General features: G+C 54.1%; 20 protein-coding genes. 10 read left to right on the top strand and 10 right to left on the bottom strand.

Annotated elements, in window-relative coordinates:
• Genes H7K52_RS15235 through H7K52_RS15225 form a run of 3 tightly spaced genes read right to left on the bottom strand, consistent with a single transcriptional unit; the run spans nucleotide 1 to nucleotide 3,058 of the window.
• A complete protein-coding gene (locus H7K52_RS15235) occupies nucleotides 1-1,515 on the bottom strand; it encodes a sugar ABC transporter ATP-binding protein (RefSeq protein ID WP_140033522.1) in 1,515 nt (504 codons plus the stop codon).
• On the bottom strand, nucleotides 1,515-2,114 hold the full coding sequence (locus tag H7K52_RS15230; protein ID WP_003851391.1) for a DUF2291 family protein: 600 nt from the start codon (nucleotides 2,112-2,114) through the stop codon (nucleotides 1,515-1,517). The genes H7K52_RS15235 and H7K52_RS15230 overlap by 1 nt, the downstream gene beginning before the upstream one ends.
• Nucleotides 2,115-2,116: 2 nt before the next feature.
• Nucleotides 2,117-3,058 (bottom strand): D-ribose ABC transporter substrate-binding protein, encoded by a 942-nt coding sequence (locus H7K52_RS15225; protein WP_003851394.1) that lies wholly within the window; start codon nucleotides 3,056-3,058, stop codon nucleotides 2,117-2,119.
• A gap of 182 nt (nucleotides 3,059-3,240) precedes the next feature.
• Between H7K52_RS15225 and H7K52_RS15220 the strand changes: the two genes are divergently transcribed.
• Nucleotides 3,241-4,197, top strand: a complete 957-nt coding sequence (locus H7K52_RS15220; RefSeq protein WP_003851396.1) for a sugar-binding transcriptional regulator — start codon at nucleotides 3,241-3,243, stop codon at nucleotides 4,195-4,197.
• 10 nt (nucleotides 4,198-4,207) lie between these two features.
• Here the strand turns inward: H7K52_RS15220 and emtA are convergent, their stop codons facing one another.
• Entirely contained in the window at nucleotides 4,208-4,837 is a 630-nt protein-coding gene (gene emtA / locus H7K52_RS15215; protein ID WP_003851398.1) for a membrane-bound lytic murein transglycosylase EmtA, read from the bottom strand.
• A 164-nt stretch (nucleotides 4,838-5,001) separates the two neighbouring features.
• Between emtA and ldcA the strand changes: the two genes are divergently transcribed.
• Both ldcA and H7K52_RS15205 read left to right on the top strand, forming a co-directional pair.
• The gene (gene ldcA, locus H7K52_RS15210) at nucleotides 5,002-5,925 is read left to right on the top strand and encodes a muramoyltetrapeptide carboxypeptidase (protein WP_182630197.1); all 924 of its coding nucleotides are present in this window, start codon (nucleotides 5,002-5,004) and stop codon (nucleotides 5,923-5,925) included.
• 22 nt (nucleotides 5,926-5,947) lie between these two features.
• Nucleotides 5,948-6,610, top strand: coding sequence for an MBL fold metallo-hydrolase (locus H7K52_RS15205; RefSeq protein WP_008925955.1), 663 nt, complete (start codon nucleotides 5,948-5,950; stop codon nucleotides 6,608-6,610).
• Here H7K52_RS15205 and H7K52_RS15200 read toward each other — a convergent pair whose 3' ends face one another.
• The 3 genes from H7K52_RS15200 to H7K52_RS15190 form a co-directional block, all read right to left on the bottom strand.
• Entirely contained in the window at nucleotides 6,611-7,024 is a 414-nt protein-coding gene (locus tag H7K52_RS15200; RefSeq protein WP_154926101.1) for a GNAT family N-acetyltransferase, read from the bottom strand.
• A gap of 16 nt (nucleotides 7,025-7,040) precedes the next feature.
• The gene (locus H7K52_RS15195; RefSeq protein WP_003851405.1) at nucleotides 7,041-7,424 is read right to left on the bottom strand and encodes a hypothetical protein; all 384 of its coding nucleotides are present in this window, start codon (nucleotides 7,422-7,424) and stop codon (nucleotides 7,041-7,043) included.
• A 184-nt stretch (nucleotides 7,425-7,608) separates the two neighbouring features.
• Nucleotides 7,609-7,788 carry a hypothetical protein gene (locus H7K52_RS15190; RefSeq protein WP_003851407.1) on the bottom strand — a complete coding sequence of 60 codons (180 nt, stop codon included), beginning with the start codon at nucleotides 7,786-7,788 and terminating at the stop codon, nucleotides 7,609-7,611.
• Nucleotides 7,789-8,002: 214 nt separating this feature from the next.
• Here H7K52_RS15190 and H7K52_RS15185 point away from each other — a divergent pair, with 214 nt between their 5' ends.
• The 3 genes from H7K52_RS15185 to H7K52_RS15175 all read left to right on the top strand — a co-directional run bounded on the left by H7K52_RS15185 (nucleotide 8,003) and on the right by H7K52_RS15175 (nucleotide 9,985).
• Nucleotides 8,003-8,332, top strand: a complete 330-nt coding sequence (locus H7K52_RS15185; protein ID WP_033762441.1) for a hypothetical protein — start codon at nucleotides 8,003-8,005, stop codon at nucleotides 8,330-8,332.
• Between the two features lie 61 nt (nucleotides 8,333-8,393).
• Entirely contained in the window at nucleotides 8,394-8,951 is a 558-nt protein-coding gene (locus H7K52_RS15180) for a hypothetical protein (protein WP_105099306.1), read from the top strand.
• Nucleotides 8,952-8,974: 23 nt separating this feature from the next.
• Nucleotides 8,975-9,985, top strand: coding sequence for a Ppx/GppA phosphatase family protein (locus tag H7K52_RS15175; RefSeq protein WP_182630185.1), 1,011 nt, complete (start codon nucleotides 8,975-8,977; stop codon nucleotides 9,983-9,985).
• 15 nt (nucleotides 9,986-10,000) lie between these two features.
• Here the strand turns inward: H7K52_RS15175 and H7K52_RS15170 are convergent, their stop codons facing one another.
• Complete coding sequence (locus H7K52_RS15170; protein ID WP_008925950.1) at nucleotides 10,001-10,213, bottom strand: DUF2767 family protein; 213 nt, start codon at nucleotides 10,211-10,213, stop codon at nucleotides 10,001-10,003.
• Nucleotides 10,214-10,400: 187 nt separating this feature from the next.
• On the opposite strand from H7K52_RS15170, the gene H7K52_RS15165 reads away from it, so the two are divergent.
• The 4 genes from H7K52_RS15165 to H7K52_RS15150 all read left to right on the top strand — a co-directional run bounded on the left by H7K52_RS15165 (nucleotide 10,401) and on the right by H7K52_RS15150 (nucleotide 12,707).
• Entirely contained in the window at nucleotides 10,401-10,649 is a 249-nt protein-coding gene (locus H7K52_RS15165) for an ElaB/YgaM/YqjD family protein (RefSeq protein WP_003851418.1), read from the top strand.
• A gap of 164 nt (nucleotides 10,650-10,813) precedes the next feature.
• A complete protein-coding gene (locus H7K52_RS15160) occupies nucleotides 10,814-10,984 on the top strand; it encodes a hypothetical protein (RefSeq protein ID WP_003851420.1) in 171 nt (56 codons plus the stop codon).
• A gap of 335 nt (nucleotides 10,985-11,319) precedes the next feature.
• On the top strand, nucleotides 11,320-12,381 hold the full coding sequence (locus H7K52_RS15155; protein WP_105099309.1) for a glycosyltransferase family 9 protein: 1,062 nt from the start codon (nucleotides 11,320-11,322) through the stop codon (nucleotides 12,379-12,381).
• Entirely contained in the window at nucleotides 12,381-12,707 is a 327-nt protein-coding gene (locus H7K52_RS15150) for a DUF1493 family protein (protein ID WP_003851424.1), read from the top strand. The genes H7K52_RS15155 and H7K52_RS15150 overlap by 1 nt, the downstream gene beginning before the upstream one ends.
• On the opposite strand, the gene H7K52_RS15145 is transcribed toward H7K52_RS15150, so the two are convergent.
• Both H7K52_RS15145 and icd read right to left on the bottom strand, forming a co-directional pair.
• A complete protein-coding gene (locus H7K52_RS15145) occupies nucleotides 12,704-13,714 on the bottom strand; it encodes a glycosyltransferase family 9 protein (protein ID WP_039661036.1) in 1,011 nt (336 codons plus the stop codon). The genes H7K52_RS15150 and H7K52_RS15145 overlap by 4 nt on opposite strands.
• Before the next feature lie 720 nt (nucleotides 13,715-14,434).
• Complete coding sequence (gene icd, locus H7K52_RS15140) at nucleotides 14,435-15,685, bottom strand: NADP-dependent isocitrate dehydrogenase (RefSeq protein ID WP_008925947.1); 1,251 nt, start codon at nucleotides 15,683-15,685, stop codon at nucleotides 14,435-14,437.
• Nucleotides 15,686-15,695: the final 10 nt, after the last annotated feature.

The raw sequence follows: 15,695 nt of genomic DNA, 5'->3' as shown, positions 1-15,695 counted from the left end.
TCAGAACCCCTGCGCACTTGCTTTCACCAGCGCTGCCTCTTCCGCCTGGTCTCGCGGAAGGTCAGCCGTAAGTTTGCCGCCCGACATCACCAGGATGCGATCGGCTACCGCCATAATCTCTTTCAGGTCTGAGGTGGAGAACAGCACCGCAATACCCTGCTGCGACAGCGCCACCATCATGCGAAACACCTCCGCTTTAGCCCCGACATCAATGCCGCGACTCGGCTCATCCAGCAGCAGCAGACGCGGATTCGTCAGCAGCGCGCGGCCAATCACCACTTTCTGCTGGTTGCCACCACTCAGTGCGCTGATCGCGATGTCCGGCGAGGAGATTTTGATTGCCAGATTACCGACCGTCTGAGTCACTGCCTGCTGCTCCGCCCGGTGCGCAATGGCAAAGCGGTGCGACAATCGCCGCCACAGGCTGGCGATGGTGAGATTACTGGCAACTGACGAGACCGGGAAAATCCCGGCGCGTTTGCGATCCTCCGGCACCAGACTCATCCCCATGCGGATGCGATCGGCAGTGGGCAGGCGCGTAGGCAGCGGTTTACTGTCGAGCCACAGCTTGCCCAGATAGTGACGCTGGCTGCCGAGCAGACACTCAAACAGCTCCGTGCGACCCGCCCCCATCAGGCCGTAGATACCGACAATCTCCCCGGCCCGCACCTGAAAACTGACGTCATCAACCAGGGTATTGCCGTTGGGGCTGACGCAGGTGATGTGCTGCGCCTCAAGAACCGGCGCGCCAAACTCACGCTCGTCCGGCAGGAAGGTGGTAACCGGCTCACTGCCGAGCATCTCGCGAACGATCCACGGCACATCGATGGTGCTGACCGGCGCTTCTGCCTGAAAGCGTCCGTCGCGCAGAATCGTAATCACGTCGCCAATTGCCATCAGCTCTTCCAGCCGATGCGAAATATAAATGAGGGTAACGCCCTGCTGCGTCAGGTCGCGGATGACCCGGAAGAGGATCTCAACTTCGGTTTTACTCAGCGCCGAGGTGGGCTCGTCAAGAATCAGAATGTCTGCATCTTCCGCCAGCGCTTTAGCGATCTCCACTAGCTGCTGCTGACCCACTTTGAGATTGCCGACCCGCTCACCGGGCGGGATAGGCTGGTCAAGACGCGCCATCAGTGCGGCGGTGCGTCGTGCCTGCTCCGCCTCATTGATCGGCGCCAGGCCACGCTGGATCTCCCGGCCCAGAAACAGGTTCTCCGCCACGGTAAGGTTTTCAAACAGATTCAGCTCCTGATGCACCATGCCGATGCCGTGCCGGGCGGCATCGCGGGTGCTGCTCAGCGTCAGCGGCTCACCATTCAGAAACAGCGACCCGGCGGTAGGCTGCTGCACGCCCGCCAGAATCTTCATCAGCGTCGATTTGCCCGCGCCGTTTTCACCGATAATCACATTCACTTTGCCGCGCCAGACCCGGTAATCGACGCGATCCAGCGCCAGCGTGCCGGGAAACAGCATGGAGATCTGTTCGGCCCGCAGAATAATTTCATCTTCCATCAGGGCGTCCCCCGCTTCAGCTCAATCGCCACCACCTCTTCAACGCTGTTCTGCCCGATGCTTACGGCCAGCAGCGCCTGCACTGGCTGGTTGACCCAACTGGCATCCAGTGGCGGCAACTGCTTCACTGCATGACGGTTGAGTGCCCGGGTGAGCTGGGCGTACTGCACCTGATTAGTAAATTCTTCGAAACGGAAACCGGCGGCATCCCGGATAGCGTTGCTGCGCAGTACCGGGCCAACGCTGATCGCCACCGGCTTACCATTAATCATCAGCGTCAGCGTGCGTTCACGCGGGTTACTCTCATCAAAAGCGCTGGCCGTCCCGCTGGCCCGCACAAAGACACTTTCGCGGCCGCCAGATTTCACCGTCTGACTTTTCGCTTCCATGTCGGCCCAGCTCAGCGCGTGGCTGTTCGCAGTGGCCATAACACGCGGCTGCCAGGTTTCCTCCGCAATCTGCTGCGGCGTCTGGGTGGTATAGCTGGGCTTCGCGTGCGGATCTTTCGGCATGATCGGGTTACCGTCCGCATCCAGATCCACCACGGTGCAGGCGCTGAGCAGCGCCATCCCGATCAATACCGCCAGTATCCGTTTCATGGTTATTTCGCCAGATTGAAGTTTTTCAGCTTCGCGGCGTTGCTTTCGTCAATCAGCACGCAGTCCATCAGCTGCTTCTCCTGCTTCTGCGCTTTGCCGTTCTTCAGGTAGTAATCCGCCTGCGAGACCGCCATCTGCGCCTGATCCCAGCCCGGCTGCAGCACCGTCGCTTTGATATTGCCTTTGTTGAGGATAGAATCGCGGGTGTAGTCACTGCCGTCGAAGCCCACCACGATCACCGATGTTTTTCCCGCGGCTTTCAGCGCCGCTTCTGCGCCCAGTGCCATGGTGTCGTTGCCGGAAATCACGCCCACGATGTTGGGGTGTTTTTGCAGCAGGGTTTCCATGCGGCTGAAGGCTTCGGTCTGACTCCAGTTGGCGCTCTGCTGCGCCACCATTTTCATGTCGGTATAATCATCCAGTACATCGTGATAACCCTGCGACCGCACGCCCGCATTGGTATCAGACTCCTTGCCGAGCAGTTCAATGTAGTCTCCTTTGCCGCCCAGCAATTTGGCAAATTTCTCTGCACCCAGCTGCGCGCCCTGATAGTTATTGGAGACGATCTGCGCCACGGCGATGCCGGTTTTATTAATTTCACGGTCAATCAGGAAAACCGGGATGCCGGCATCTTTGGCTTTCTGCACCGGTCCGACGGTGGCGTCCGCACCGGCGTTGTCCAGAATGATCGCTTTGGCTTTTCGTGCAATTGCGGTCTCAATCAGCTGGTTTTGCTTATTAACATCATCGTCATGCGACGCCACCAGCGTGGCGTAACCCAGCTCTTTCGCTTTGGCCAGAGCGCCTTCCGCCTCGGCTTTAAAGAAAGGGTTGTCATGGGATGGGGTGATAATCGCCAGCAGGCCTTGCTCCGCCGCCAGCGCCGTTGCAGAAAAAGCGATCATTGAAGCCAGCAGGGTCAGTTTAATCAGAGGACGAGTCATTATTATTCTCCGCTTGAATATATATTCACATGCGATTTTATATGCATAATGACTATGCGCCTGCGCGGACACGCCGTCCAATGCGCGATCTTTAAAAAGCGAAAACGATCACAAATTAGCCTGCGTTGTGATTTTGATCATCCTGGTTAACAATACCGGGCAGATTCAGAGAGGGAAAACCGATGGCAAAACAGGATGAACAACGACTGATGGTGAAGATTGCTACGCTTTACTATGTCGAAGGGATGAAGCAGTCCGACATTGCGCAGTCACTGACCTTATCGCAGTCGTTTGTCTCACGCATACTTAATCGCAGCGTGAAAGAAGGTGTGGTCAAGATCAGTGTGGTGCCACCGGCCAACGTCTATCCGGAGCTGGAAAAGGCCATTGAACAGACCTATAACCTGCCGCAGGCGATTGTGGTGGATGTGCCCGAGCAGGCGTCGTCGCTACAGATTAAACAGGCGATTGGATCGGCGGCTGCTCACTATCTGGAGACCCGGCTGCGTAATGATGAACTGATTGGCATTTCGTCATGGAGCGGCACTATCCGGGCGATGGTAGATGCGCTGCATCCGCTTAACAGCGCCTGTAAAGGGGTGATTCAGCTGCTGGGCGGCGTTGGGGCTAACGGCAACGTACAGGCCACCATTCTGACGCAGAATCTGGCGGCGCTGCTGAACTGTCCCGCCTGGCTGTTGCCGTCGCAGTCAATTGAGCATTCGGTCACCGATCGTCAGCGACTATCAGCCAACGCAGAGGTCGCCGAAGTCCTGAGTAAATTTGATCAGGTAGACCTGGCGATTGTCGGTATTGGCGACCTGGAGCCGTCAGCACTGCTGCGCAACTCCGGCAACTACTACGATGGCAACATGCTGCAGACGCTGGCAGCGCGCGGCGCAGTAGGCGATATCTGCCTGCACTACTTTGATGCCTGTGGTCAGCCGGTGCTGAAAGCCGAGGAAGATCCGGTGATTGGGATGGAACTGGCGCAGGTTAAACAGTGCCCGCAGGTCGTGGGGCTGGCAGGCGGACGGGAAAAAGCGCAGGCGATTCGGGGCGCGTTGCTGGGAGGTTACATTAAGGTGCTGATTATCGATTATCCCACGGCGCGACTACTGCTCACGCCGCAGGAGTAATCACACGCCATCAGATTGTGCGGTAGGCTGTGGTCACTTTCCAGAGATAGCGCGGTGCCTGCGCCGCCGGATGCTTTTTCTGTACGTGCTGATAAAACTCATCCGGGGACATGGAATTAATCATCGCAATGGCCCGATCGCGATCGCTGGAAAACGTCCTCAGCAACGCCCCTGCACCGTTGGCATAAGAGACGATGGTGGCATAACGCAGTGTCAGCGGATCACGAATGCCTGACAGTGCTGAATTCTGCAGAATACGGATGTAGGCGGTGCCGATATCAATATTTTTGGCCGGATCGCGCAACTCAGCATTCGATGGCTGACCACGACGGCCCAGTGTGCGATAGACCTCGCGCCCGGCAGTTGACGCTTTAATCTGCATGAGACCCACCGCATTAGAACGGCTCACCACGCCCGGATTTCCTCCCGACTCGACACTGATAATGGCGCTGATCAACTTCTCATCAACGCCATAATGACTGGCGGCATCTTCGGTAAACATTGCCCAGGTCCCATTGACGCTGGACGGGGGTGCCTGAGTTAATGGCGTGTTGCGTTGCTTAACGACCTGATGCGGTGGCTCGCTGGCACAGCCGGTCAGGAGTAACGCCGGGAGTATAAGGTGTCGGATTTTCAGCAATTTTTCGTCTCTTAGCTGTTGTGGCGAATGCTATCATACCCAGGCAGCCTGAGAGCAAAATTACCGTTTATCCTAAATGCATTAAAATGCGGCGCGTACCGTGACTTCAGCGAGGCTTTTCGCCATCATCGCCGTTAGTCAGCCGCCAACAGCAGGAAAGTATGATGATTTCACGTTCAGTTCGTCTTATCTCCCCCTCCGGTTACTGTCACAACCAACCTGCGGCGCAGCAGGCTATTACGCGCCTGCGTGCGGCGGGCCATCAGATAGAGAACGAACAGGTGATCACCCGCCGTTTTCAGCGCTTTGCGGGAACAGATGCAGAACGCCTGGCGGATATCAATCAGCTTGCCAGCCTGAGCACCCTGCCCGATATCGTGCTGGCAGTGCGAGGCGGTTATGGGGCCAGCCGGTTACTGGAATCCATCGACTACATCGGCCTGCAGCGCCGTCTGATGAATCAGCCAGTAGCGCTGTGTGGCCACAGCGACTTCACCGTGATTCAGCTGGCGTTACTGGCGCAGGTCGGCCTGATTACCTTCAGCGCCCCCATGCTGGCGGGTAATTTCGGCGCCGCGACCTTATCTGAATTTACCCTCCACCACTTCTGGCAGGCACTAACATCGCCTACAGTAGAGGTGAAATGGCAGAGTGAAACGCCAGATCAGGGCGAATGGCAGGGTACGCTGTGGGGCGGAAATCTGGCGATGATCTGCTCACTGATTGGCACGCCGTGGATGCCACAGATTGAGAACGGCATTCTGGTGATCGAAGATGTGAATGAACATCCGTTCCGCATTGAGCGCATGCTCATTCAGTTGCAGCAGAGCGGCATTCTGGCGCGCCAGCGGGCGATCGTCACAGGCAGCTTCACCAGCACGGCTCTGTCAGAGTATGACAATGGGTTTAATTTCGAGACCGTCTGGCAACACGTGCGTGACATCAGTGGTTTGCCAGTGATCAGTGGATTAGATTTTGGTCATGCTGCTGACACCGTCACACTGCCGCTGGGTACCCGCGCACGATTAGCGGTCAGTCAGGGCCACGCCCATTTACAGGCAACCGGCCACCCCGTCCTGCGGGAATAAAGTACGTTTCAGGAGATCGACATTGAAGCCGTTGTATGACGATTTGTGGATCTCGACCCCGGAATTTCCGGTGGAAGATGCCGTTAACGACCTGATGATGCATGGCTTTATGCTGCGTCACCCGCGCGGCAATCTGCTGATTGGCCGTGTAGAAAACCCGCTTGATCATGAAGTCATCGCCGATAGCGGCGGCGTCATCCGCCACTATCTGACCCACTGGCACGAATCTGCGCCCGGCGCGGCGGTGATTCAGCAACGCTTTAGTAGCGCGCTTTACTGCCATAGCCGGTCGCTGGGAGCGATAAGCCGTTTTGCTGAACCTGACGACACCTTTTCACAGCACGAGACGCACTTCGGGGATTTTCAATTACTGTCAACGCCAGGACACACACCAGGCAGTTGCAGTTATCTCTATACCTCGCCGCTGGGGCTGACCTATCTGTTTGTCGGCGACACTGTGACACGTTCTCATGATCAGTGGGTCACGGTGCTGGTGCCGGACAGTAATCTGGCTGAGCTGAGTCAAACGCTGGAGTTTTATCGATCGCTGCGTCCTGACGTGGTGCTGATGAGCACTACGCGTGGACATCTCTCCTGGAAAAAGGTCACGCTGCAGAGCTGGCTGGCGGCGATTGATGAGGCTGAACAGAATCCGCTGGATTTGCGTCAGCAACCCTTGTTTTGATTACAGGGCTTTCGTCAGATAGTGGCGCTGGTGATGCCGTGGATAGTTATCCAGACTGAAGCGCAGCGTATAGCCGAGCTTTTCATAAAACGGTCGCGCCTGAAAACTGGCGGTATCCACCTGCGCAAAACGACAGCCGCGATCCCGCGCCTCCTGCTCTGCCGCCTGCATCAACTTGCTGCCCGCCCCCTGCCCGCGTAGCGCCTCACTCACCCACAGCATATCAATCCGCAGCCAGTTTCCGGCGGTTGATCCGGTCAGCCCGGCCAGCTTTCTGCCCTGGTCATCACGAATAAACACGCCGATCGACCTGATCTCATTAGTATTAATATATTTGCTGTTGAACGCAGTCAGACCCAGTCTGACTTCATCCAGGTCCTGCGCGGTGACGTTATCGGTAATCTCAGGTTGCATAGTGGCTCCAGGGCGGTTAACTGTCGGAACGCTGACGATCGTCATAGCGCTCCAGGCTCAGCGCATCCACATCGCGTTTTTCGGTGCGGCTGCAGGGCAGCAGTTTATCGCTGTCGTGATAGACAAAGAAACTGGCTTGAGTGCGCTGGTTTACAATCAGCTGATCGCCGTTGCGAAATCGGGTAATCGCCACCTTATCGCCCGCTTCCAGACGGGTACGCTGCTGACCGGCCGCAATCTGGAAATGATTTTCTGGCCACATGAGGGTGGTTAAACCATATTCAGCACGTGAAACGGTCATGGTCGCCCTGCCAGGGCAGTTAAGCTGAAATTCGGTTTCGCTCCAGGCGGGTGCAATGTGACAGGCCAGCAGGCCCAGGGCAATTAACGCTGCCTTCATGCTGTGTCTCCGCTGATTTTACTAAGAATTTTTAGCTTAACATATTAACGTTCGCAGGAGGGTAATGAGGGATTGACACCAAGACCATTAAAAAATGGAATCGGTGTGCGCAAAAAGCTGAAAGTTGAGAAAAGATAAAGTAATCCGGCCAGTCAGACAGGCAGCCATACTGGCCGGATAAGGATTATTCAGCCGCCACCTCGGCCGCCACTAACATCAGCGCCAGCCCCGCATTCTCGCTATCGTAAGCCTGCATTGCTGCACGAATATCCGCTGAGCAGGCGATCACTTGTTGCTTCTTATCGGCTTCAAGCTGGTCAACTGCATGGCGAATAATCATTAGACTTGCTTCTTCTTCTTTCATCATTTATCCCTGGATTTGCCTAAGTGGTGCGCAAAGGAGCCAAGAATAACGTTTATTGATAAGCAAAGTCACCCTTTTACATTCCTGTTGCTTAACGATTAAACAAATCTCAAACAGAAAGCGTAGTGGAAACTGCTATGATTAAGTCATTAGTGGCGCCGCAGGAAAGACGCGGTGTCATAAAACGCCCAGGGATTGAAGCAGGTAGAAAATCATGATGCGACTAAGCATGTTTATCCTCATCACGATGATGACTGGATGTTCATCTGGCCCGAAAGGGGTGGAGTGCCCAGGTGAGGTCTCGACAATTTATGGTCAGTCGATGGGGGAAACTCAGGGCGTGATTTTTGACCTGGTTAACAGCTTCACGGTGACCCGTGAGAATGTCAGCGTGAAGAGTGGTCCGCTGCAGTCGCTGGATCGATTTAAATATGTTCCCTCCGCCATTACGCCTGAAGGCTACTATGCGCAACGCTTGTCAGATAAGCAGTTCCGCCTGATTAATCCTTATCAGGACACCCAAATCACCTGGACCTGTCCATAGGGGATGAATCCTGCTGCCAGATCGTTTATTGTCAGGAAACGTCAAGCAGCAGGTCCCTCCGATGGAAAAGCGTCTGGATAACAACGGTTATATTGACTTCCCCTTCCCCGCCACCCGCAACGCAGATGGCTCAGTGAATCCGTGTGGTTTTGATTTGACGCTGGAAACCGGTCGGCTTGAGGAGATCGCGGTGCTGAACCGCTCAGTAAATCTTCGGCGGCTGGTCGAAGAGATCAATCTGCAGGAAGGGCTGTTTATGACGCTGGCTTGTGACTGGCAGCAGCAGGCTGATGCTATCTGCGGTTTTATCGATGTGGCCTTTCGACCCGATCTTCCGCAACACGGGCACGAGGAGGCATTGCAGCTGGAGGCGAGCTTCTACCGTTATCTGGCCGGGCAGGAGAAGCAGCATCAGATGCCCGCAGAGAGCCTGGTCAATTATGCCCGTTCTGTACTCGACTGGAGCTGGTCACCGCTGCGCCAGCGTCAGCGCGATTACGAAAAAATCACTATTCAGTTCTATTGTCCTGAGGCGGATGACGCCGAATGGTGTTTTGATCATCTTCGTCATTTTCTGGTGAGCGTCTATCCGGCCTGCGTTGCCGCTCGTTCACGCTGATCCCCTTTGCTTCCGGAGTCGCTATGCGTTCTGCTGCGCTGTCTGCTTTTACACTCGTCTGCTCGCTGTTTTTTGCCGCCGCTGCCCAGGCCGATCGTTGCCAGCAAATTCGCGCCGGCCTGGATATCGGTTCTGGCACCACGAAAGTTGCGGTTGCGCGCGTCAACGTCTGCCAGCTACGCATTGAAAAAGTGCTGTATCAGGATCAGCGCGCCGTGGCCTGGAACGATGCCTTAGCGCATTCAGCAGATAACCAGCTCAATCCGGCGATAACACAGGAAGGCGTAGCCGCCCTACAGCAGCTTGTTGCGCACGCAAAGCGCTTTCATCCACAGCGAATCAGCGGCGTCGCCACGGCGGTGTTCCGCAACGCCAGTAACGGTCAGGCAGTCATTGAACAGTTGCAGCGTCAGACCGGTGCGGAAATCAACATCATCTCGCAACAGCAGGAAGCGAAACTCGGTTTCCTTTCCGCTAAAGCCGCGCTTAACGATCCGGCAATCCTCGATGAGCAGTTACTGGTCTGGGATATTGGCGGCGGGTCGATGCAGATGACCGCCTGGCGACAGCAGTCCGGCAAGCTGGTAGCCGATATCTATCAGGGTAAGCTGGCCTCGGTAACGTTAAAGAACTTTATTCTGACGGTGCTGAAGAATAGCCCGCAGGTCAGCTCCCCTAACCCGATTGGCTCCTGGCGGCCGTCGGTGCTGCGCTTTGTGCAGTTTTACGCGACGAATGAGGTCAGCCCGCAGATTAAACAGGATGTGGCCGGTCGTCGGGTCATTGGCATCGGGGGCGTACACGGTTTTTCGATCCGCAATCAGTTACCGGGAAAACCCCATCGCTATACGCTGACGGAATTACAGCAGCTTTCGCAGCAACAGGTCTGGAAAGGCGACAGTGAACTGTCGGGTGACTACCGCGCCACCGACGTCAGCAATCTGTTACTGGTGGAAGGGTTTATGCAGGCGCTGAAAATAGATCAGGTCACCCTTGTTGAGGCCAGCCTGATTCAGGGCGTGCTGCTGCAGTAGCGCGGCGCTCCCCCGCTATACGTCGGGTTTGACCAGCCGGATGGCATGATCCAGCCTCCGCTGTTCATCCCGTTCACTGTGGGCGCGCTGCTGGCGCGTACGTTTTAGCAGGTCATAGATTTCGCCACGGCGGGTGTCATGACCGCGCTCCATCAGCACAATCACCGCATCGCCAATCACCCGGCAGACTTCTTCATAGTCATCATCATTCAGTGTATCACGTTTCATCGCTTCTCCTCGGGCTGTGGCTTCCTGTGCCGCTTTTTCAAAGGCCAGACAGGAAATGGCTGGCCCGCAAACACCACGCCATTAACAGCCAGAAATGATTTCTTAGCCCTAAATCTCCCGCTGGAAGAGCAGAATTCACTATCTTTGCTACGCTTTGAGGGTCTCACTCATAACCAAGGAGCAATAAATGTCAGGAAAAATCGAAGATAAAGTAAAAGAAGCCGCTGGCGCAGTTCAGGAACAATGGGGTGCAGCAACCGGTTCATCTGAGCATCAGGCTAAAGGCGCAGCACGCCGTTACACCAACCAGGCAACCTATGCTGCCCGCGACGCTGCTGAAACTATCCGCGATCAGGTTCAGTCTAATCCTGTCGCCGGTCTGGCCGTTGCTGCAGGCGTTGGCGTATTTATCGGCTTCCTGCTGGGCCGCAAGTAAACCCGCTGAACGCCAACAGAACGGAAGCCGCGCGCTTCCGTTTTTTTTGCTCCGACGCGTCTCGCCAGCTGAGATATATCTGAAAGATAAGCCTTTTCAGGTCAGCGTGCCGGGAGACTCAGCGTTGAGTTATGTTCTCTTTCTGACAACATCAAGGTGACCTTATGAAAACACTTTCTGCTCTGCTGCTGGTTGCAGCAACGTTTACCTCTCTGGCGGGCTGCTCACAGAGGAGTGACGCGATTAAAGCCGATGGCCGTCCTCATGCGCCAAGCGGTCAGTCTTCACCGGGCGGTACGCTGGGCGCCGGACCCGTGGGGCAGCCTCAGTCATAATTCCCAGCCCCGGCACCTATGCCGGGGTTCATTCATGGCGTTGTATTATTCCTCAGTCACATAAAATATCTTCGCTAATGATTAAGCTGCTAGTAGTCCTGCCTGAAATTAAAACCTGCCTAATTCATTAATAAAACTTCCCAGAAAATTTCAATTTGATCACAAATAATTAAATTGCATTTTTATTTAAGTAAAAAAATCGGCCAAAGTTCAAACGAAAATTCAACGGCTCAGAAAAACATTTCGTATTAATGAACTTTATCTGTAGCGTCAATCTCTAACACTCCATAATATTTTCATTTTAATAACATTATTAAGTTCAAGAGAATTCTGACGTGAAGAAAAAAAAGATTTATCTGATAGACCGACTTTTAACGCTTTATTCTCGATTTTCCACCAGAAAAAAACCTCAGGACCTTAAGACGCTGACGCCCGATACGGTGGTGATCTACTCCACGACAGCGCTGGGGGATTTCCTGATGAACACCCCGGCTATCTGTAGCCTGAAAAAGCACTATCCTGAGAGCAAATTTGTTCTGGTCTCCAGCAAGAAAAATAAAGACCTTGTCAGCCGTTATGATTGGTTTGACAGGATCTATATATGGGATAACAAAATTGCGAATTTCCTGCCGCTGTTTTTCAAACTGCGTCGCCACAAACCTGACCTCTCAGTCATATTACACGCCCATTTCCCCTACGATATTATGAGTTCAGTACTGACGGGCAGTAAGGTCATTGTGCGCGACCATTATGGCAGCGAGTCGCCGGTGTTAAATAAATATCTGGATCACTATTCAGGCTATTTTGACGACCATACCATCAAGCGTAAGCTGAAACTGATTGAAGCCCTGGGTGCAGAGACAGAGCAGACCCGGATGCATCTGCCCGAGACGAATAGCAGCCTGCCCCCTAACGCTAACCATCGCCGTATTGGTTTTCAGTTGGGCGCATCGAAAGATATTCGCCGCTGGCCGCTGGCCTCTTTCCAGCAGCTGGCAATGACCCTGCTGGAACGCTGGCCCGACACTGAGATTATCATTACGGGTACCGCCGCTGAACAACCGCTGGAGCGGGAATTTATCGAAAGCCTGCCGCTGGACTACCGTAAGAATGTTACATCCATGGCAGGGAAAACTAATCTCAGTGGGTTGATTAACCTGATTCGCACACTGGACCTGCTGGTCACCGGTGATACCGGTCCACTGCACATCGCCGTAGCAGCGCAGACGCCAACGGTTAGCCTGTTCTCAACCGCCAATCCTCGCTATACCGGCCCCTGCCAGGACAGCGATCGCCACATTATCATTCATCGCCCGGATAAAACGGCGTCACAGCATCCGATGGCAAATATCAGGGTCGAAGAGGTCGGGCAGGCCGTGGCTAAGCTGGTGGGTTAATGAACGATTTTTCTCAAGCCATTGTTGCGCTGATTGAGTATCACAATCAGCCAACCGCGCTGGGCTGGTTCCGGAAAGTGGATCGGAGAAATTTTCATCTGCAGCAATTACCGCTGAATGAGGTAGAGTTTGCCCTTCTGATGAGCGATTTCTTTAGCACTTTTGGCGTCAGCGCAGAGCACTACAATGAAGCGCGCTATTTTCCGGCCTCTGCCCCGCGGCGCTTCCTGCCTGACCGGTGGTTCAGCGCAGGCACATATTGTCCATTAACCGTTGCCATGCTGTGTGAAGCGGCCAGACAGGGACACTGGCCTGAAAATGATTAGGGAATAATGGTCTGGACGAAGGCGTCATAAACTTCGCGACTGCTCAGCGCGTTGACCTCACGTGACGCTGGTTGCAGAACCTGATAGTTAACCTGCCACGGATGCCAGCACGCCGGATCGCTGTCGCCAAACAGCGCCACCACCGGTAATCCCAGCGCGGCACCCATGTGCATTGCCCCACCATCACTGCTCACCAGCCCCTGACACAACGACATGGCTGCAATCAGCTGCGGCAGGCTGGTGGTTGACACCGCCTTGATCGGCAGGTGCGGGCAGAGCGCCATAATTTCATGCGCTTTTTCGTCATCACCTGGATGACGCGGATTATCGCGACTGCCGGGTGACCACAGCAGCATAATCTGACAGGCATGCCGCGTTGCAATCTTTTCAGCCAGTTCGGCAAATCGGGTGGCTTCCCACTGCTGGCTCGGCTTACGGGCGCTGATCTGTAAGGCATAGACCGGCACAGTGGAATCAATCGCACAGGTATCACGCAGGCTGGCGGCAATTGCCGTATCCGGCAACAGCGTCAGTTTGCCCGGCGCTATGGCGCTGAGACTGAAGGGCCGCCCCAGACTGAACAGGGTTTCGCTGATATGACACGGAGACTTGCCCGGCGGGGGCAACAGATCGGTAATTAGCGGATGCGACTGTTCACCTAAAGCAATCACTCTGGTGGGCCGCACCGTTTTAACCCACTTCATACCGTGCTGATCCCAGCGGCTTTTTGCCAGAATCACAGCGTCATAACGTTGCTTTTTCAGGGTCAGCATCAGCTTCAGTCGCTGTAAAACACAAGCCAGCCGGCTCTGCCCTGCCTCGCGGTGATGCAGCTTGGTGTAAAAGAAGAGCTGCCGGATATCGGGATTATGCTGCAACACGGGCGCAGCGTAATTGTTGGTCAGCACATCGACCTGATGCTGGCCAGATTGCGCCAGCGCACTAATGAGCGGCGTGGTCAGTAACGTGTCGCCAATATTATCCCGACAAATAATTAAAACCCGCATATCTGACATCCTCTGCGCACAGGCTACGCCGTACTGGCTGAATTAAAGTAAGACTTGCCCATTCAACGTTCTGAACGCGTTAACGTAACGGCACAAGTCAGCAAATTAGTCAGCGCAGATTGAGGTTGGTTCAATAGTCACGATATTCTGGAAAGACATTGGCCATTTTAAAATCCCGTTCTCTGACTGATTCATTAGCCGGACTGTTGATTGAAAAAGTAAATAACACTTCAAAACTCAATGCCAACAAACACGCAATGAATTTTTTCAGACATGACTTCATGACTATGAATTAATTACCCACTTATAACGCCGGCAAAACCTGAGCAGAAAAAAGGCGAAAGATATTCAGCGTCATTAACTATTTAACGTTCTGAAAACTTTTCTCTGAGTACGCTATTTCATTAATCATTATTCAGATGATGCTGGAGGGAAGATTGACGATCGCGGTGTTTCTTTTACCGTGTAATCAGGCAGAGGAACGTATAGAAATATTACCGTGATACGCAGCGATAAATGATTCATCCACACACTTACCTGAAAAGACACCTGCAGCATGCGGTGCGAAAGCAATAAATGTCGTTGGGTTTTCTGCGTCTTTAAAGCGTGCGTCTGCTGAATCTGTTATGACTAAAAATGATGCGTAAGAAAGCGCGAGGGGTGAAAGCAGAAACAAAAAAACCAGCACAGCGTTGAACGCTATGCTGGCTCAGGCAGACATTACATATTTTCGATGATCGCGTCACCAAACTCTGAACATTTCAGCAGTTTAGCGCCATCCATCAGGCGTTCGAAATCGTAAGTCACGGTTTTGTTAGCGATAGCGCCTTCAACACCTTTAACAATCAGGTCAGCCGCTTCGAACCACTCCATGTGACGCAGCATCATTTCCGCTGACAGAATGACTGAACCTGGGTTCACTTTATCCTGACCAGCATACTTAGGTGCTGTACCGTGGGTTGCTTCGAACAGTGCACATTCGTCACCGATGTTCGCGCCTGGGGCGATACCGATACCGCCAACCTGCGCCGCCAGGGCGTCAGAGATGTAGTCACCGTTCAGGTTCATACAGGCGATAACATCATATTCTGCCGGACGCAGCAGGATCTGTTGCAGGAACGCATCAGCAATCACATCTTTAACGATGATCTCTTTGCCGGTGTTCGGGTTCTTAAACTTCATCCACGGGCCGCCGTCGATCAGTTCGCCGCCGAACTCTTCTTTCACTAACTGGTATCCCCAGTCTTTGAAAGAGCCTTCGGTGAACTTCATGATGTTGCCTTTGTGAACCAGGGTCAGTGAATCACGATCGTTGGTAATGGTGTATTCTACTGCCGCCCGTACCAGACGTTTGGTACCCGCTTCTGAACACGGCTTAACGCCGATACCGCACTGCTCAGGGAAGCGAATTTTCTTCACGCCCATCTCTTCGCGCAGGAACTTGATCACTTTGTCCGCTTCGGCAGAGCCCGCTTTCCACTCGATACCCGCATAGATATCTTCGGAGTTTTCACGGAAGATCACCATGTCGGTCTCTTCAGGGCGTTTAACCGGGCTTGGCGTGCCTTTGTAGTAACGTACAGGACGCAGGCAGACGTAGAGGTCAAGCTCCTGACGCAGTGCCACGTTCAGTGAACGAATACCGCCGCCGACCGGGGTGGTCAGTGGGCCTTTGATGGCCACGCGATATTCTTTGATTAAGTCGAGCGTTTCCTGTGGCAGCCAGACGTCCTGGCCGTAGAGTTCAACTGACTTCTCACCGGTGTAAATCTCCATCCAGGAGATTTTACGCTCGCCGTTGTAGGCTTTCTTCACCGCCGCGTCGACCACTTTCAGCATGACCGGGGAAACATCAACACCGATACCGTCACCCTCAATGTAAGGAATGACTGGATTGTTTGGCACGGTAAGCTTGCCCTGATTCAGGGTGATTTTCTGACCTTCCGCCGGAACAACTACTTTGCTTTCCATTAACCTCTCC

The sequence above is a fragment of the Pantoea hericii genome (genome assembly GCF_014155795.1).
Lineage (GTDB): Bacteria > Pseudomonadota > Gammaproteobacteria > Enterobacterales > Enterobacteriaceae > Pantoea > Pantoea eucalypti.
Note: the sequence above shows the minus strand (reverse complement) of the source record. Positions and strands in the feature narration are given on the sequence as shown.